General features: G+C 60.8%; 24 protein-coding genes. All 24 read left to right on the top strand.

Translation table 11 applies throughout. The features are described from left to right. The first annotated feature begins 58 nt into the window (after nt 1–58). The 24 genes from RUH64_RS07025 (at nt 59) to RUH64_RS06910 (ending at nt 15,243) form a co-directional block, all read left to right on the top strand. Nucleotides 59–841: a BRO family protein gene (locus RUH64_RS07025; protein ID WP_313812601.1), complete on the top strand. Its 783-nt coding sequence runs from the start codon at nt 59–61 to the stop codon at nt 839–841. Continuing rightward, nucleotides 841–1,131: a hypothetical protein gene (locus RUH64_RS07020; RefSeq protein WP_313812387.1), complete on the top strand. Its 291-nt coding sequence runs from the start codon at nt 841–843 to the stop codon at nt 1,129–1,131. The genes RUH64_RS07025 and RUH64_RS07020 overlap by 1 nt, the downstream gene beginning before the upstream one ends. Then, nucleotides 1,128–1,415 (top strand): hypothetical protein, encoded by a 288-nt coding sequence (locus tag RUH64_RS07015; RefSeq protein ID WP_313812386.1) that lies wholly within the window; start codon nt 1,128–1,130, stop codon nt 1,413–1,415. Before RUH64_RS07020 ends, RUH64_RS07015 begins: the two co-directional genes overlap by 4 nt. After that, complete coding sequence (locus tag RUH64_RS07010) at nt 1,405–1,710, top strand: hypothetical protein (protein WP_313812385.1); 306 nt, start codon at nt 1,405–1,407, stop codon at nt 1,708–1,710. The genes RUH64_RS07015 and RUH64_RS07010 overlap by 11 nt, the downstream gene beginning before the upstream one ends. After that, nucleotides 1,707–1,997, top strand: coding sequence for a hypothetical protein (locus tag RUH64_RS07005; protein WP_313812384.1), 291 nt, complete (start codon nt 1,707–1,709; stop codon nt 1,995–1,997). Before RUH64_RS07010 ends, RUH64_RS07005 begins: the two co-directional genes overlap by 4 nt. Next, a complete protein-coding gene (locus RUH64_RS07000) occupies nt 1,994–2,305 on the top strand; it encodes a hypothetical protein (protein ID WP_313812383.1) in 312 nt (103 codons plus the stop codon). The genes RUH64_RS07005 and RUH64_RS07000 overlap by 4 nt, the downstream gene beginning before the upstream one ends. A gap of 17 nt (nt 2,306–2,322) precedes the next feature. Beyond that, complete coding sequence (locus tag RUH64_RS06995; RefSeq protein WP_313812382.1) at nt 2,323–2,676, top strand: hypothetical protein; 354 nt, start codon at nt 2,323–2,325, stop codon at nt 2,674–2,676. Beyond that, nucleotides 2,676–3,017, top strand: coding sequence for a hypothetical protein (locus RUH64_RS06990; RefSeq protein WP_313812381.1), 342 nt, complete (start codon nt 2,676–2,678; stop codon nt 3,015–3,017). The genes RUH64_RS06995 and RUH64_RS06990 overlap by 1 nt, the downstream gene beginning before the upstream one ends. Further along, nucleotides 3,010–3,252, top strand: a complete 243-nt coding sequence (locus RUH64_RS06985; RefSeq protein ID WP_313812380.1) for a hypothetical protein — start codon at nt 3,010–3,012, stop codon at nt 3,250–3,252. The genes RUH64_RS06990 and RUH64_RS06985 overlap by 8 nt, the downstream gene beginning before the upstream one ends. Beyond that, the gene (locus RUH64_RS06980; protein WP_313812379.1) at nt 3,249–3,524 is read left to right on the top strand and encodes a hypothetical protein; all 276 of its coding nucleotides are present in this window, start codon (nt 3,249–3,251) and stop codon (nt 3,522–3,524) included. The genes RUH64_RS06985 and RUH64_RS06980 overlap by 4 nt, the downstream gene beginning before the upstream one ends. A gap of 87 nt (nt 3,525–3,611) precedes the next feature. Then, on the top strand, nt 3,612–4,976 hold the full coding sequence (locus tag RUH64_RS06975; protein ID WP_313812377.1) for an HNH endonuclease signature motif containing protein: 1,365 nt from the start codon (nt 3,612–3,614) through the stop codon (nt 4,974–4,976). 272 nt (nt 4,977–5,248) lie between these two features. Beyond that, entirely contained in the window at nt 5,249–5,737 is a 489-nt protein-coding gene (locus RUH64_RS06970; RefSeq protein ID WP_313812376.1) for a hypothetical protein, read from the top strand. A gap of 614 nt (nt 5,738–6,351) precedes the next feature. Next, the gene (locus tag RUH64_RS06965; protein WP_313812375.1) at nt 6,352–6,882 is read left to right on the top strand and encodes a hypothetical protein; all 531 of its coding nucleotides are present in this window, start codon (nt 6,352–6,354) and stop codon (nt 6,880–6,882) included. Between the two features lie 17 nt (nt 6,883–6,899). After that, on the top strand, nt 6,900–8,345 hold the full coding sequence (locus RUH64_RS06960) for a hypothetical protein (protein WP_313812374.1): 1,446 nt from the start codon (nt 6,900–6,902) through the stop codon (nt 8,343–8,345). Then, complete coding sequence (locus RUH64_RS06955) at nt 8,323–8,514, top strand: hypothetical protein (RefSeq protein WP_313812373.1); 192 nt, start codon at nt 8,323–8,325, stop codon at nt 8,512–8,514. The genes RUH64_RS06960 and RUH64_RS06955 overlap by 23 nt, the downstream gene beginning before the upstream one ends. After that, a complete protein-coding gene (locus RUH64_RS06950; RefSeq protein ID WP_313812372.1) occupies nt 8,511–9,665 on the top strand; it encodes a phage portal protein in 1,155 nt (384 codons plus the stop codon). Before RUH64_RS06955 ends, RUH64_RS06950 begins: the two co-directional genes overlap by 4 nt. Beyond that, nucleotides 9,662–10,381 carry an HK97 family phage prohead protease gene (locus tag RUH64_RS06945; RefSeq protein ID WP_313812370.1) on the top strand — a complete coding sequence of 240 codons (720 nt, stop codon included), beginning with the start codon at nt 9,662–9,664 and terminating at the stop codon, nt 10,379–10,381. The genes RUH64_RS06950 and RUH64_RS06945 overlap by 4 nt, the downstream gene beginning before the upstream one ends. A 95-nt stretch (nt 10,382–10,476) precedes the next feature. Beyond that, a complete protein-coding gene (locus tag RUH64_RS06940; protein ID WP_313812369.1) occupies nt 10,477–11,688 on the top strand; it encodes a phage major capsid protein in 1,212 nt (403 codons plus the stop codon). Nucleotides 11,689–11,769: 81 nt separating this feature from the next. Next, nucleotides 11,770–12,216: a hypothetical protein gene (locus tag RUH64_RS06935; RefSeq protein ID WP_313812367.1), complete on the top strand. Its 447-nt coding sequence runs from the start codon at nt 11,770–11,772 to the stop codon at nt 12,214–12,216. Then, nucleotides 12,216–12,989 (top strand): hypothetical protein, encoded by a 774-nt coding sequence (locus RUH64_RS06930; protein WP_313812365.1) that lies wholly within the window; start codon nt 12,216–12,218, stop codon nt 12,987–12,989. Before RUH64_RS06935 ends, RUH64_RS06930 begins: the two co-directional genes overlap by 1 nt. Further along, complete coding sequence (locus RUH64_RS06925) at nt 12,986–13,459, top strand: hypothetical protein (RefSeq protein WP_313812363.1); 474 nt, start codon at nt 12,986–12,988, stop codon at nt 13,457–13,459. The genes RUH64_RS06930 and RUH64_RS06925 overlap by 4 nt, the downstream gene beginning before the upstream one ends. Before the next feature lie 10 nt (nt 13,460–13,469). Next, on the top strand, nt 13,470–13,634 hold the full coding sequence (locus RUH64_RS06920; protein WP_313812361.1) for a hypothetical protein: 165 nt from the start codon (nt 13,470–13,472) through the stop codon (nt 13,632–13,634). Continuing rightward, the gene (locus tag RUH64_RS06915; protein ID WP_313812359.1) at nt 13,631–14,656 is read left to right on the top strand and encodes a phage tail tube protein; all 1,026 of its coding nucleotides are present in this window, start codon (nt 13,631–13,633) and stop codon (nt 14,654–14,656) included. The genes RUH64_RS06920 and RUH64_RS06915 overlap by 4 nt, the downstream gene beginning before the upstream one ends. Further along, complete coding sequence (locus tag RUH64_RS06910; RefSeq protein ID WP_313812358.1) at nt 14,656–15,243, top strand: hypothetical protein; 588 nt, start codon at nt 14,656–14,658, stop codon at nt 15,241–15,243. The genes RUH64_RS06915 and RUH64_RS06910 overlap by 1 nt, the downstream gene beginning before the upstream one ends. Nucleotides 15,244–15,246: the final 3 nt, after the last annotated feature.

Here is a 15,246-nt window from a genome sequence, read left to right as displayed (position 1 = left end):
AACTTTGTCAGTCAAAAAACAAACGAAAAACCTTGTTTAGGAGGAAACCGTGAATGAAATGCAGGTGCACATTTACCAAGACGAGGAAGTGAGAACTTTCCTCATCAACGGCGAACCGTGCTTCGTTGCCTCCGACCTGTGCGACATCCTCGACATCGGCCGAGTCCATGACGCCGTGCGCGGCCTCGACGACGACGAAAAGGGTACGGATAGTATCCGCACCCCTGGCGGAGTCCAGCAACTGACCTACGTCACCGAAGCGGGCATGTACTCGCTGGTCCTGCGCTCGCGAAAGCCAGAAGCCAAGGCTTTCAAGCGCTGGCTGACTCATGATGTGCTTCCGGAGATCCGCAAGACCGGACAGTACTCGCCAGTCAAGCCCAAGAGCTTGGAAGAGCGAGCCCTTGAAATTGTGGGGGAGCTGCAGTCCCGGGTCGCTGATCAGGCCAAGGAGCTGGAAGCAGCTCGGCCCAAGGTCGCACAGATCGACATGTACCGGCAGGCCGAGGGGCTGCAGACCATTAGCGACCTCGCGAACCAACTGCAGGTGTGGGCTGCCGCCAACGTCCCCGGCGTCAAGGTGCGGCACCAGGACGTCTTCGATCTCGCTGGCGAGCTTCACCTGATCATCCGCGGCGATACCGTGCGCCGAAACCAAGCCACCGCCCAGGCAGTGAAAGCCGAATGGGTAAAGGTCAAGGAATCAATCGTGGGTGCGCCGCCTCATGAGCGCGTCGTGTTCTCCGCCAGGCTGACCCAGCGCGGCGCAGGCCGCCTGTGGGACGCTGCCCAGGCCCGCTTGCAGGCAGGGCAACCGATCTACCGAAAGAAGGCAGGCTAATGAGCCTAGAAATCACCGTCCACACGAAGGACAACTGCCAGCAGTGCCTCGACACGAAGCGCAGCCTGGGCAAGTTCAAAGTCCTGTACCGCACCGTGCACGTGCCCAATACCGACATCGAGACGATCGAGAAGATGCGCGCCATCTCCGACCAGATGGGCATTGCGCTGACAATGCCATACGTCAAGGTGGTCGACAGCGCGACCGGGGACACCGAGGAATGGTTCGGGCATCGCCCAGACCTCATCGTGGAGCACATCATCGCCAAGAGAAACCGGGCCAACCGATGACCTGGTCAATGCTCAACAACCTCGCCATGTTCTACCTTGCCGGAGTCCTGGCCACCATGTGCGCGGCCCTCGTCGGGATGGGTGTAGGGGTCTTCGCCCGAAACCTACCTAAACCCACAGCCGAGCGCGTGGGGCGCAACTCGGCCCGACTCTTCCTCTCAAGCTGGGCATGGCCAGCAGTATCCCTCGCCGCGGTTGTAGTGGCCATCTGCAAGGTAACCGAACGACTGATCAAGAAAGCCGACTTCGCGGCGTTATGGAAAGGACCAGATCATGAGCACTGAAAACCCGAAAGTCATCTGGCTTGGCGAAGACACTGAACTGTTCATCGTCACCGGCACTACCGATGCGCACAGCGCCGACGAAGCAGTCCGTCAAAGCGTCGAGGGCGCAGTTGGGGGAACCATCGAGCATCTACTCGACGCTGACGATCTCATTGAGTTTAAGTTCAACCATCGTGCCGACTGGGCATGGAAGCCCGGGCCGAACCTTGAAGACCCGATGGACGGGGCCACGCTTGTTCATGGCGAAAATGGAGCAGGACTTCCACGCTTCGCAGGATTCCTGGTGCAAGCATGAGCACGGAGATTGAAGCCCGCCGCCTGAACGGTACGGACCTCGGCAAGAGCCTCGGACGCATGGGCGACATTCAATCGGTGACGCACTCGGTGGAGACATTCGAACAGAGAGCGATCGGCTCCAAAAAGTCGGTAGTCGTCGAGCTCAAGATCGTTGAAGTTGTCACCCACAAAGGGTCCTTCGGCTTCCGTCCATCCGACAAGATCACCATCACCGGCAAACCAAGCCCGAAGTCGGATTCGTCGTCGTCACTATCTGATAGTCACTCAGGAGGAAACTCACTATGAGCAACCCGAATATCGCGCAGGCGATCAACTTTGCACGTCGCGCCGAGCATTGCCGGCAGACGGGCCAGCCGCGCTTAGCGGGCCTGTACGAGAAGAACTGCAAGCAGCAGATCCAGGCCGCAATGGCAGAGACACGGTTGGAACGAATCAAAATCAACCCGTACCGGGTGTTCCTCTACCTCAGCGAGGACGTGAGCAAGGAGATCATGAAGGCCGCTGAGGCAGTCGCAAGTCTTGTCAACGACGTCTGCCACGCCATCGCCCCAGTACTTGAAGCGCAAAAGTCAGAATTCGCGCTGCAGGCATGAACACCGAAGGAGGAGCAATGCCCAAGCAGAACCTAAATTCAGATGCGCTACAGGCAGCGACTGACAAGCTATGGGAACACCATGTGACATACGAAGGTCTGGACATCGGTTATGACGAAGCGGCTGAGCTGGTGGTATCAACTTACTTCGCCGCTTTGCCTCCCCAACCAGACACGGTGCGCAGTACTAAGGAAGTCGAATCGCTTCCAGTCGGAACAGTTCTCCGCGAAAGGGAGGGGAGCGTCTTGGAGCTGAGAGATATAAACAGCCCATTCCCTGCCCGCTGGTACGGCTTGGGCGGCGATGAGGAAGGACTAATGGCCGTGGAGATCAAGCTCCCCGCCCGTGTCCTAGATAGGCCGGTGAACTAATGGTAGCGATCATCGAGATACTGGCCGCGCACAGCCGCAAGGGCGGGATCCGCGATAGGCGCACTCATTGCATTTGCGGCTGGAAGTCCCAAGATGGGGAACTTGGCGGCAAGTACCACCTCGCGCACGTGGGTGAAGTGCTTGAGCGGTTCACGCAGTGGCTTGAGCAAGAAGCGAAAGCAGCCGGGTACACCGAAGCCGCTGACGTGCTCAGCTCCGAAGCACGCTGGCAGTACGAGCAGGACGCACGACGCGTTACTGGAGCGCAGATCGTCGCCCAGCGAATGGGTGTCATGGAACAGATCATGCGTGACCGAGCAAAGGAACTTACCAATGTGTGATAACCGGAACACGCCGAGCACCGAGCAAGTGCGGGGAGACTTCGCCACGCGAATGGCGCCATGGTGCGACGACACCCGTCGCGCAGCATTCGACCGCTGGCTAGAGCAGGTCCGTGCTGAAGCGAAAGCAGAAGCGCTCACCGAAGCCGCCAGGGATGTGTTCGATACCGAAATACCAGCAGAGGTTGCTCGATGGCTTGAAGCCCGCGCCCAACAGGTCAAGGAGGGAAGATGACCGAAAAAGCTGAACCGCGGGAGTTCGTGGGTCCGCCGGAAAAGCTTGACCCGGTCCGGGACATGGAGCCGATTCGTCTGGGCGACATCACGTCTTTCCACCGCGGACTGCATGCTCAAATCGACTTTCCGAATCAGGCTGCCGTCTATGGCCAGATTACTTTCGTTCACCACCGGGAACTGTCCAGCAAGATAGCCGTCAATTGGCGAGGGCTGCAAGCAGAGCGGATTGGCCACCCGGAGCAGGTCATCAGGATCGAGAGCTCGCTATGAATCCCTGCGTGGCCATGATGATTCGGGCGCCGCCGGCCGCCCGCACCAATGACGATTTGAAGGATTATGAAAGGAGGGGATTAGGGAGTGTCTTTCTTCCAGGTAGACGACAAGCTGCACGTGAATGAGAAAGCCCGGGCGTTGGCAGAAGCTGCGCTAGGTGGTGATCTCACTGGCATGGCAGCCCTGGGATTGTGGACTATGGCCGGCAGTTTCAGCCGTGACGCGAAGACCGATGGCAAGCTCACCGAAGTGCATCTGATGAAGATCCTGCTCAACAAGCAAGCAGTTGATCTCTTAGCGGCGCTGTTGGTTCGAGTTGGCCTGTGGCATGCGTCGGGGCATGGGTGCGAGAAGTGTCCAGAGATACCGGCTGGTTCGTATGTGTTCCATGATTGGTTCCAGTTCGGCTATGACACAGCCGAGGACGAGAAGCTCAAGCAGGCGAAAGCCAAGGAGCTGAAAGATCCTCAGTTGCGTGCCCAGGTCTGGGCGCGTGATGCTACCGATTTCCCGATCTGCTCCCGTGGCAAGTGCCGCTATTGCGGCGACCTGGTCTACAAAAAGACCACCAAGGGCGATAAGCGCATGGAAATGGATCACATCGACCCTAAAAAGGCCAATGGCATCCAGAACCTTGTCCTTTCGTGTGCAGCGTGTAACCGGAAAAAGGGACAGCGCACTCCACAAGAAGCAGGCATGGTCCTGCTGCCTGCTCCAGCCAGAGAAGAAGCTCCTGCTCCGTTGAGCTCGACGATCGCGCCAGAAGGCCCGCTGAACGTCGCTCCAGAGAAGTCGAGCATCGCTCCGGTTGTTGAGCCTGGGCAGCAGAACCTTGCTGCAGGCTTCGGCCTCATCCTTGACACCACCATTGAAGCTCCTGCTCCGTTGAGCTCGACGATCGCGCCAGAAGGCTCGCAGATCGTCGCTCCGGAGCAGTCGAGCGTCGAGGTGCCTGCCGAGGGCGAACCGTCCGAGGCTTATGCCTGGATGTGCGAAGAAGACCCTGAAATGCCGGCGGCAATGACCAAACTCGCGACCAAAATTGGTCCAGAAGCTGGTCAGGAGCGACCAAACTCAGACCAGACGCTGGGAGCTATCCACGGGCCTGCGCGGGCGGGGGCGCGGGCTGGTGGGGTGGGGAGGGGTGGGGATGGTCAGGGGGCCCGGCAGGGTCAGCCAGACCCGACCCCTGATTCCTCTAAGCCTCGAAGATCAAGATCCAGACGTAAACGAGGCAGACGCAATAACCAACAACCAGCAATGACGAACAACAATGCTGGCGCTGCTCCTCAAGTACTCACTGGTGGGAAATTCGGATCTCCATACAAGGGGGTCCATGGCTGGCAGGAAGAAGCACCGAACTCAGTGTGCGAGATCCACGGGCTGCACCTGCCATGCCGGAAATGTGAAGACGATGCAGAGCGAAAGTACTTGGAGGGAGAGCAGTAATGGCGGAACACGTTGATGGGCCAGGCTGCAAGTGTTGGGGGTGCGTATCGCGTGCGGCTCATGATGCGGGTGTGTGCGTGGTGCACGCCGTGTATCGAGAACACATCGGGGTGGTGTCAGCCGCGGTTGATTCCAGGATCTGTTCGGAGTGCGAAGAGAAGCTGTGGCTTGCCCTGCGCATGGTGGATGACCGGTGGGACGATGCTCAGGATTCGTTGGCCCCTGGTCGTGGTGGTGGCAGTGAGAGGAAGACTCCACGGGAGGAACCGCCGGTGCCCCTTCGGGTCGAGGTGGTTGACGCGATGCGAGACGCGGGGCAGGCGATCTGGAAGCTGGCGTTTGCGGTGACCGATCGGTACATCGATGTGCGGCTGCCAGATGATCAGTCGACACCGTCGCTTGCTGGGTGGCTGGCCAGATCCATGGTGCCGAGAATCGTTCAGGTTCCGGATCCGGTGTGGGTGTTGAAAGCCTATTGGTGGGCTATCGAGGCTGGGTCCAAGATCGAGAAGGTCACCGAGGGAGGCGAGACTGAGGTCGTCCTTCCGGACCTGTGCAAGATTGTCGTGATGTCAGAGGATGGCAAGCCGGTCGTGTGCGGCGGCGAGGTCAAGGCAGTCTGGCAGCACATGCCCAAGGAGCGGAAGGTTGTGCAGTGCACCAGGAATCGGGATCACTTCATACCCTTCGATGTGTGGCAGAAGCAGCAGGCAGCGCGCAAGCCAAGAGGCGCTAGGCCCCGGAATCATGCGGGAATCTAGATGCTTGACTTAGCATGATTAAATTATTGATGTAATGGCATTCGTGTCTTGAAGAGCCCCGAACACTCACTGAGTGATCGGGGCTTTGTCATGCGCAGGTGTGGTGAGGTGATCGTGCTCAGCGAGTGGGATCCGAAGCGTGGCCGGCACGGCAGACCATGGCGCAGGCTGGTGGCCCAGTACTGTGTGCCCGGTTCAATCTGTGCATGGTGCGGCAAGGAGATAGTGTTCGGGCTTCGGCCTCGACATCCGCTTGGCCCATCGCTTGATCACATTGTTGCTCTTGCTGATGGTGGCCACCCGACGGCGCACTGGAACCTGCAGCCGATGCACCTCGGGTGCAACGTGCGCAAAGAGAACCAAAGACGAAAGCAAATCATCATCGATCAACGAAAGCCAAGGCCAAACACAAAACTTGGAGAACTTCGAAGACGTCGATGAGGCCCCGCGGCCCGCGAGATCTTGGTTTTTTAGAAAACCGATGTGCGGGCGACCCGCGCATGTTCCATTTTTTTCTCTCTCCCCGATTTCCCGGGTAGCGCCCTACACGTGTAGGCAGGTCAAGCGGCGAATTGGCCGAAATTTAGAAGCATCGACAACAGGCAGGAGGAACGATGGGAAAGCCCGAGAATCCTGCGATTCCATACCGCCACGGCGGCATCGGCCCCGGCCTAGCCGGATACCGCAAGGGATGCCGGTGCGCTGACTGCCGAAAGGCCAAGCGCGACGACATGGCCGCATACCGCGCTCGCCGTAAGCTGCGCGACCAGGGCGGCGAGATCGACCTGGAAGAGCTGCCGGAGCTTCCGCCGGCCATTGAGCCGTCGAGCGTGTCGTTGGACTGGCAGACGGAACCAGGAGAAATCGAACGGGTACTGACTGGCGAACTGGACAAGATCGTCGGGGAGCCTCCGTTTAAGAAAACTCTGGTGGTGCTGGCGAAGTACAACGCCCGCGTCTTGGACCAGATCCCGCGGATCGACCGCCCCGATCTGATTTCCGGCATGGAGTCCAGACTGTTCAACGTGTTCGACCGGCTGCGAAAAGTCACCAACGGCGACGGCGGCCCGGTACGGAGTCCCGAAGAACTGCTGGCGGGCCTATTCTCCGACGACGGGGACCAGAACGGGCCGCCTGGGCTCTAATCTCTCGGAGGTGGTGAATGCTCGGCACAGCCCCGCGGAACCCGCCTCCGCTGTACGGAACGAAGCGCAACCCCCAGCGCGCAACCCGTGGCGGGCAGGTTGCCAAGGTCATGGCGGCGATGGGGAACAATCCGATGCCGTGGCAGCAGGACGCCCTGAACATCGCTTGCGAGATCGATCCTCGGACTGGCGGCTACTGGTACGACACGGTGATTATCGTTGTGCTTCGCCGTGCCGGCAAGACCACGATCAGCCGCGGCAAGCTCACGCACAGGGCGCTCACGACTCAGGACGCCCGGATGATCTACACCGCGCAGAATCGCTTGAAAGCGCTCAAACGCCTGAAAGACGACTACTACCTGCCGTTGCACCGATCGCCGCTGGACATTTTCTTGGCAAAGCCCCGGTGGCGTGGCGGAGAAGAAGCCTTGCGGTTCATCAACGGCGCGGAGCTGGCCATCGATGCAGTGAAGCGCGAATCCGGACACGGCGACGCCAACGACGAGGCACACATCGATGAGGCCTACGTGCACCGTGACAACATGCTCGAAGGTGGCATCCAGCCGACGCTGGTCACCATTATGGGGTCTCAGATGTGGGTCCTGTCGGCTGCGGGGGATACATCGTCGCTGTACTTGAGAGACAAGGTGGATCTGGGCCGCGCATTGATTGATGCAGGCGTGGAATCCAGAACTTGCTACATCGAGTACTCGGCACCGGTCGACGCGGATCCCAACGACCCGGAGACCCTGCTGCAGTGTCATCCGGCCCTCGGCCACACCATCGAAGCCGACCGCGTGATGAACATGCGCATAAATGCGACGGACAAAACCGAGTGGGAGCGTGCATGGCTCGGCTGGTGGCCAGCGGCCAAGGGTCCCCCGAAGCTCATTCCGAAAGATGGATGGGAAAAGAACTTCGTGGATCTCGAAGCCGAGTCCTGGACTGGGACACCGTTCTGGGCGATCGACGTCTCTCCGGAGCGCGAGTACGCATCGATCGCGCTGGCCGCCAAACCGATCGATGGCCGGGCAAATGCCTACGTCGAAGTGTTTGACCGCCTGGATGGCACACAGAACGTCGTCTCTGAGTTGAAGCGCCTGCGCGGTGTACTGGGCGGCAAGTATGTCGCGATCGACGGTAACGGCTCGGCGCTATCGCTCAAACAGGATCTGGAAGACGAGGACTTCGAAGTGATCACTGTGTCCGGCCCCAACCGGGTGGCTGCATGCGGTGACTTCTACGACAAGGCCCTCGTCGGATCACTCCGGTTCCCGGACGACAAACTACTGAACGACGCAATGGCCGCCACCGTCAAACGAATCATCGCCGACAAGGCGTTCGTTTTCGCCCGCGGCCGGGAACTCAAAGACATTTCGCCCATGTACGCCGTGACGCTGGCTCGCTGGCTGTACATCGAGAAACGAGAGGATGAATACGATGTCGACGAAACGATCCTCTGACCCACAATCTGTAGGGCTCACGTCGCTGCTAGACCTGATCGGCGCGCTGCTGATCATCGTTGCCGTTGCGCTCGCCGTGGCGGTGTTCACGCTTCCCGGCGCGCTGGCCTCGGCTGGCGTGCTGGTGCTGGTGCTGTCCTGGTTGATTGATCGGAGGAACCGCGCATGAGCCTCTTCCGCCGAAGCACCACTGAGCAGCGGTCCGATAGCGGAGGCTGGTTCAGCCTGCTGGGGACCGGAAAGGGATTCGATGGGTCCATGAAGGGCGCGCTGCGGCTTGTGCCCGTCTACGCGGCCACAAGCTTGATTGCAGACTCTATCGCGATCATGCCGGTCTCAGAGTACGAATCCACCAGGGGAACGAAGCAGAAAGCCACACAGCAATCCGAACTGCTGCTGGATCCACACCCAGTCCCGACGATGGGCCGCATTGAATGGCTGGCGCAGTTCGCCACCAGCTTCCTGCTGCGCGGCAACGCCTACGGGCTGATCACGACATTGGACGGCGCGGGACGGCCTTCAAAGATTGCTTGGCTTCACCCCGATCACGTGCAGGTCGACGAGTCCGGAAGCCTGCCGGTGTACCGCTACAAGGGCGATCAGCTGGACCCGGCAACGGTAGTTCACATCCCCTGGTATCTCCTGCCTGGTTCGGTCGTCGGACTATCGCCCATTGGTCAGTTCAAACGGGTCATAGAAACCGGCGAACTGGCCGAAAGCTACGGCAAGGACTGGTTCGACAACGGATCCACCCCATCCGGGCATCTGAAGTACAACCAGTCATCGCTCAAAGACGCGGATGCAGCAAAAGTCAAAGCCCGATTCAAAGCCGCGGTGAAGGGAAACGACCTCTTCGTCTCGGGGAACGACTGGGAGTGGGAAGCGCTGAGCGTCAAGCCAGACGAGGCCCAGTTCCTAGAGACCATCAAGGCCACCGCAAACCAGATCGCCGCGATCTTCCGTGTGGATCCCAGCGACGTGGGAGGCGAGTCCGGAAACTCACTGACGTACTCGACGTTGGAAATGAACCAGATCAAGTTCCAGACCAGGGCACTACAGCCAATCTTCACCCGCCTGGAACACCACCTCTCGCGACTACTGCCGGATTACCACTACGTCAAGTTCAACCCCGACGCCCTGGTCCGCACGGATATCAAGACCCGCATGGAAGTAACCAGGATCGGACTCGAAACCGGCATGCTCCTGCAAGACGAAGGTCGCGAGCAGGAAGACCGCCCAACCCTCACAGAGCAGCAGAAGGCCGAGTGGCAAAAGTACTACGGCAAAAAGCCAGCAACTCCGAAGGAGGAAACATCGTGAAACCCAAAGACATCGAGCGACGGTTCCACACAGCCAAGATCGAACTGCGAGCCTCCACCAATGGAATCGGCGTGCTGTTCGGCTATGCGGCTGTGTTCAACCGCTACTCGCAGAACCTCGGCGGCTTCGTCGAGCAGGTCGACCCTGCAGCATTCAACAAGACCATCGCCGACGGCGTCGAAGTCCTGGCGCGATTCAACCACTCGGATGACGCACTACTCGGAACCTCACTCGCTGAGACACTGCGCCTCGGCACCGACGGCACCGGCCTCTGGTACGAAGTCGACCTCCCAGACACCAGCACCGGTCGAGACGTCAAAGCGCTCGCCGAGCGTGGTGACCTGCGGTTCAGTTCCTTCGCTTTCCGGACCATGGAGGACGACTGGGGCTACACAGCCGAGGACTTTCCTCTGCGGACCCTGAAAGCCGTTCAGCTGGTCGACGTGGCCCCGGTGGTGAATCCGGCTTATCGGGACACCACAACCGGCCTGCGTTCGCTAGCTGACCGTTTCGAGCTGGATCTGGAAGAAGCGCGGCAGGCGGCCGAACAGAACAAGCTGGCGCCGCTGCTGCATGACAAAGAAGCTTCCCGCGCCCACGGGCACGAGGAGAAGCCGGTGGACGGACAGGGCGCAACTCATCCGTCCATCGGCGAATTACGGGCCAAGCTCGACGCGGATTCGCGGCGCGCTCAGCTCGCAGAGCTTCGGCTCTAAACCCCGTGGGCAGGTAGACAACCACCCGCATTCCGAAATCACCCACAGCCCGGCACCTGCTGGGCTTTCGTCATTTCTGAAAGGAATGATCTCTTATGGCCAAGAAGCTGGCCCAGCTCCTGATGGAGAAGCGCAAGAACACTGAATCGCAGATGCGTGCACTGCTGGATGCCGCGGAAGCGGAAGAGCGCACCCTGACTGCGGAGGAATCCCAGCAGTTCGACGCTATGAGCGCCGACATGGACTCCCTCCGTTCCCAGGCCGACAGCCTCGTCCAGGCCGAGGAGCGCAACCGCGCTACCGAGGAAGCCCTGGAACGTGCAGGCGTGAAGGGCGAGAAGGAGGAGCGCGGCGCGGAGCGCGAGGTCGAGACCCAGCTGCGCTCCTTCCTGAAGGGTGACACGCGAGCCTTCGAAGCCTTCGGCACCGAGGCAGAGACTCGCGCTCTGTCCACCGGCACCCTTGGCGCTGGCGGCGCGACTGTCCCGACTACCTTCTATGGCCAGCTCATGGAGCATGCCATCGAAGTGGCCACCATGCTGACCGGTGGGGCCACCACCTGGACCACCGCCAGCGGCGAGAACATCGACGTTCCAGTGACCATCAGCCACCCACAGGGCGCGCAGGTCTCCGAAGGCGGCGTGATTCCAAAGTCCGAACCAGCCTTCGGCAAGCGCACCCTCGGCTCCTACAAGTACGGCGACCTCATCGAGGTGCCGAAGGAACTGCTGGAAGACACCGGCGTGGACCTGAGCGGCTACCTTGCGCGTGCTGCAGGTTGGGCCATCGGCAACGCGCTGGGCGAAAAGCTGATCATCGGCACCGGTACCAGCGAGCCAGCGGGCATCGTTGGCTCGTCGACCCTGGGCAAGACTGCCGGTTCACTGGCGCCAACCTTCGATGACGTTATCGACCTGTTCTACTCGGTGATCGGCCCATACCGTAACCGTCCCTCGGCGTCGTGGGTCATGGAAGACACCACTGCCGGTTACCTGCGCAAGCTCAAGGACGGTAACGACAACTACATCTGGCAGGCCTCGGTCATCGCAGGCACTCCGGACATGATCGAGGGCAAGCCGGTCCGCACCGATCCATTCATGCCGGTGATGGGTGCCAACGCCAAGCCGCTGCTGTTTGGCGATCTGGCTTCCTACGTGGTGCGTCTGGTCAACGGCGTGCGTTTCGAGTCCTCGGAGCACTTCAGCTTCGACAAGGACATGATCACCTTCCGCGCTCTGGTGCGCGGTGATGGTCTGCTCATGGATCAGTCGGGCGCTGTGAAGCACCTGCTCCTGCCAGGAGCCTAACCCCAACCACTTGACCCAGCGGGCGAGCGTACCCCAAGCGCTCGCCCGCTGAGTCATTTCATGTGTGAAAGGAACACAATCATGGCACCACTAGTTCGAATGCGCGCACTGGTCTCCGGATCTCGCGATGGCAAGAAATGGCCTAAGCCCGGTGAGACTTTGGAAGTTCCGGAGGCGGAAGCCGCCCAGCTCATTGCCCAGGGCATTGCTGAGGACCCCGCGGCGGGTGAACTCGCAGTCGCTGGGGCGGGTGAAGAAAAGGCTGTTGTACCTGCCGGCAACAAGTCTCTCGCTTCGCTGCGTGAGGCGGCCCGGGCCGAGGCAGAGCAAAAGGCCGAAGAGGAAGCCAAGGCGAAGGCGGAAGAGGAGGCCAAGGCGAAGGCCGCTGCAGACGCCAAGGCTAAGGCGGAAGAAGAGGCCCGGGCCGAGGCAGAGCGAAAAGCCGAAGAGGATGCCAAGGCGAAGGCCGCTGCAGACGCCAAGGCCAAGGCTGACGCTAAGAATCCTCCGAAGTCCAAGGAGTCCTAATGTCGTCGGTTGATCTCGGCTCAAAGTACACCGCCGAATGGAAGACTCGCCCAGAAGCGGCCACGCTGACAGCCGAGGTCATCCGACCCGATGGGACGGCCGGAACCGCGGCGATCGATCAAGTCCGCGGCACCGCGACTATCACCGCGGACATGGCCGGCCGATGGCGGATTAGCTGGGGCAGTGACGCCGGAATCGTCTACACCGACATTTTCGACGTCTGGCCAGAAGACCCGCGCTTCCTGATCAGCATCGACGACGCGCTCACAGCACTCGGCGCAAGCCGGGCCAATGATGAATACATCGATGATCTTCGCCTCTACATCGCGGCGGCTACTCCGGTTATCGAAGACATCACTGGCCCAGTAATCGCCAGGACTGTCACCGGCAACTTCTCGGCCGGGCAGTCGCTCATCGTTCTGCCAGGGGCAACCAGCCACGTGGTAAGCGTGTTCGTTGACGGCCAAGAATTTACCACCTGGTCCGAAGAGCACGGGATCCTCTTTGCCGGCCCCCAGCAGAGCCGCACGCTCTTCCCGGGAACAACCGTCACGGTCACATGGCAGGAAGGATTCCCAGTCGTTCCAGCCAATATCCGGCTGGCAGCCCGTGAACTGGTCCGGCATTGGGTGCAGATCGGCAAACAGTACGCCGGCGGCTCAGGCGTCCGCGTCGACCCGACCGACGAAGTCTTCACCCCGTCCGGTTTCGCCGTTCCACGGCGCGTCGTCGAGCTGTGCGCGCCGAACACACAGATCGGGGGCTTCGCATGACCTCGCCCTTCTTAGCCGGCCTGGCATTCAAACAAGCCCTGTTTGAACGCATCGAAGCTCTGATGGCCGAAGGGGAAGACACCAAGGACGTCCTGGTCTGCCCCGGCGCCCCAGGAACCTTCCTGCCGGACGAAATCATCGCCGTCACCCAGATGGAAGCACAGTTCGATTTCGCGACGCTCGGCACCAACCGATCGCGCGAAGTGACGATGACCGTCGACGTCGTCTTCTCCTGCCTCTTCCAAGGCGACGGCTCCATGGAACTACCCGCGCAGACCAGGGCGATGGACCTGATCAGCCGCATCGAAGAATCCGTCAGACTAAACGACTCCACCCTCGGCGGAGTAGTGCGGTATTGCCTGCTCACCAGCGTTCAGACCGACGGAGTCACCCCCGAAGAATACCTGCAAGCCGGGCGCGGCGTGGACGTCACAGCCACCTTCACCGCACGGCACCGAGTCCGACGCTAGGAGAACCGACATGGCTCAAATCAAGATCCGCAACATCTCACCACTCGGTGATCTCGACGTCCCACTACTGGGGCAGATCGTCAAGCACGGCGAAACCGTCGCCGTCCCCGAGGCCGCTGCAGAAAGACTGCTGGCCCAAGAGAACAACTTCGAACAGGTTGGAGGCAACCGATGACCACTCAGCTTGATTGCTCGCTAGGCCTCGGCCTCGAGAACGCCTACGGCGTAGCAGCAACACCAGACCAGTTCCTAGAGTTCGTCTCCGAATCCCTGGCCTGGAACCCGGAAATCGTCCAGGGCGAAGGCCTGCGCGTCGGTTCTCGAGTCCCACGCACAGCGCGCCGCGCCCTCGCCAAAGAAATGTCCGGCGGAGACATCGAGCTCGAAGTCACCACCAAAGGCATGGGCCGCCTGTTCCACGCAATCCTCGGGGCCAGCACCAACACCCAGATCGGATCCGGCCCCGCATACCAGCAGGTACACACCTTCACCGACGGAGCACTGCCCTCCTTCACCGTCCAGAAGGGCGTGCCACTGATCGGCGGCGGAGCAATCCAGCCGCACACCTTCCACGGCGCGGTCGTCGAATCTGCGGAGCTCAGCGCGGCACAGGGTGAAATCGTCAAGCTGACCACCACATGGAACGCCCGCGAAACCGTCACCGACACCCCCTACGTGCCGACGGTATACCCGGCAAACATGGAACTGTTCACGTTCGTGCACGGCTCCATCACCATCGGCGGATCCGTCACCGCACCAACCAACACCGCGCTCGCCGCCGGCGGCACCGTGGCCGGCAACATCACCGAGTTCACCCTGTCCTTGTCCAACGGCATCGACGAGGGAGGCTTCACTTTCGGCTCGGAGGGCAAGCGCGGCCGCCGGCCAGAAGTCGGCTTGGTGGAGGCCACCGGATCAATGGTCGCGGAGTACGACAACAACCTGTTGCGCGACGCATTCCTGAACCAGGAATCGTTGCAGATCGTGCTCACCTTCGAAGCTGGAGCCGAGATCGCGCCCGGAGTGCGCCCTGCGCTGCAGGTGTTCTTGTCCTCGGTCAAACTCGACGGGCAGCTGCCAGCCTCCAACGGCGGTGAGCCGGTGACCCAGGAAATCGACTTCACTTCCCTGGACGCATTGATCCCGGGAGTAAAGCCGGTCTACGTGGTGTACCGCTCGACCGACACCGGGTTCTAATGAGCGCCGACGGACCGCAGATTCAATTCGATACAAAGAATCTGCGCGCAACCTTGCAGCGCGTGAAGGAAGAGCAGGGGCCCCGCGTACTGCGCAACCTGCGCCGGAACCTGCGCGCAGTAGGTGACGACATCATTGCCGGGCAGCGGCAGGAGCTTTCCGCGCCGCCGCCCGGCGTGGCCCAGCGGGCGGGGAAGAAAGTCGTTCGGGTCAAACCGCGGGACGGCCGCAAGGGCTATCTGCGGACGGTCAACGTCTATGAAGCCAAGAGCGCCAAGCGGTCGCGATCAACGAACTTACGCGGAAGCATCAAGCGGAACCTTCGCACCCGCGTCGTCGCCGGCAAAACCCGCTCAGGCATCCGCATTGAAGCGGTCAAAACCCCAAGCACCAACGGCGGCAAGAAGTACGACATGGCCAAGGTCTGGAACAAGAAGACCTTCCGCCACCCGGCCTTCGGCGGCCGCGGCCAGTACGTCACCCAGTATGGCCAGCCCTACTGGTGGAAACCAATCAGCAAAGGCGCCAAGAAAGCCGGCGCGCAGGCAGAGAAAGCCATTGCTGACGCACTCAACGGAAAAGGATAAATC

It is taken from the genome of Glutamicibacter sp. (assembly GCF_032154645.1).
Taxonomy (GTDB): Bacteria; Actinomycetota; Actinomycetes; order Actinomycetales; family Micrococcaceae; genus Glutamicibacter.
This window is presented reverse-complemented; position numbering and strand designations above follow the sequence as displayed.

Bases quoted from the DNA above. Each gene is read 5' to 3' on its own strand.
- RUH64_RS06985 (WP_313812380.1), top strand. From the start codon at position 3,010: ATGTGTGATAACCGGAACACGCCGAGCACCGAGCAAGTGCGGGGAGAC.
- RUH64_RS06925 (WP_313812363.1), top strand. From the start codon at position 12,986: ATGACCTCGCCCTTCTTAGCCGGCCTGGCATTCAAACAAGCCCTGTTT.
- RUH64_RS06980 (WP_313812379.1), top strand. From the start codon at position 3,249: ATGACCGAAAAAGCTGAACCGCGGGAGTTCGTGGGTCCGCCGGAAAAG.
- RUH64_RS06950 (WP_313812372.1), top strand. From the start codon at position 8,511: ATGAGCCTCTTCCGCCGAAGCACCACTGAGCAGCGGTCCGATAGCGGA.
- RUH64_RS06990 (WP_313812381.1), top strand. From the start codon at position 2,676: ATGGTAGCGATCATCGAGATACTGGCCGCGCACAGCCGCAAGGGCGGG.
- RUH64_RS07005 (WP_313812384.1), top strand. From the start codon at position 1,707: ATGAGCACGGAGATTGAAGCCCGCCGCCTGAACGGTACGGACCTCGGC.
- RUH64_RS06930 (WP_313812365.1), top strand. From the start codon at position 12,216: ATGTCGTCGGTTGATCTCGGCTCAAAGTACACCGCCGAATGGAAGACT.
- RUH64_RS07010 (WP_313812385.1), top strand. From the start codon at position 1,405: ATGAGCACTGAAAACCCGAAAGTCATCTGGCTTGGCGAAGACACTGAA.
- RUH64_RS07020 (WP_313812387.1), top strand. From the start codon at position 841: ATGAGCCTAGAAATCACCGTCCACACGAAGGACAACTGCCAGCAGTGC.
- RUH64_RS06910 (WP_313812358.1), top strand. From the start codon at position 14,656: ATGAGCGCCGACGGACCGCAGATTCAATTCGATACAAAGAATCTGCGC.
- RUH64_RS06935 (WP_313812367.1), top strand. From the start codon at position 11,770: ATGGCACCACTAGTTCGAATGCGCGCACTGGTCTCCGGATCTCGCGAT.
- RUH64_RS06915 (WP_313812359.1), top strand. From the start codon at position 13,631: ATGACCACTCAGCTTGATTGCTCGCTAGGCCTCGGCCTCGAGAACGCC.
- RUH64_RS06920 (WP_313812361.1), top strand. From the start codon at position 13,470: ATGGCTCAAATCAAGATCCGCAACATCTCACCACTCGGTGATCTCGAC.
- RUH64_RS07025 (WP_313812601.1), top strand. From the start codon at position 59: ATGCAGGTGCACATTTACCAAGACGAGGAAGTGAGAACTTTCCTCATC.
- RUH64_RS06995 (WP_313812382.1), top strand. From the start codon at position 2,323: ATGCCCAAGCAGAACCTAAATTCAGATGCGCTACAGGCAGCGACTGAC.
- RUH64_RS07000 (WP_313812383.1), top strand. From the start codon at position 1,994: ATGAGCAACCCGAATATCGCGCAGGCGATCAACTTTGCACGTCGCGCC.
- RUH64_RS06955 (WP_313812373.1), top strand. From the start codon at position 8,323: ATGTCGACGAAACGATCCTCTGACCCACAATCTGTAGGGCTCACGTCG.
- RUH64_RS06960 (WP_313812374.1), top strand. From the start codon at position 6,900: ATGCTCGGCACAGCCCCGCGGAACCCGCCTCCGCTGTACGGAACGAAG.
- RUH64_RS06940 (WP_313812369.1), top strand. From the start codon at position 10,477: ATGGCCAAGAAGCTGGCCCAGCTCCTGATGGAGAAGCGCAAGAACACT.
- RUH64_RS07015 (WP_313812386.1), top strand. From the start codon at position 1,128: ATGACCTGGTCAATGCTCAACAACCTCGCCATGTTCTACCTTGCCGGA.
- RUH64_RS06965 (WP_313812375.1), top strand. From the start codon at position 6,352: ATGGGAAAGCCCGAGAATCCTGCGATTCCATACCGCCACGGCGGCATC.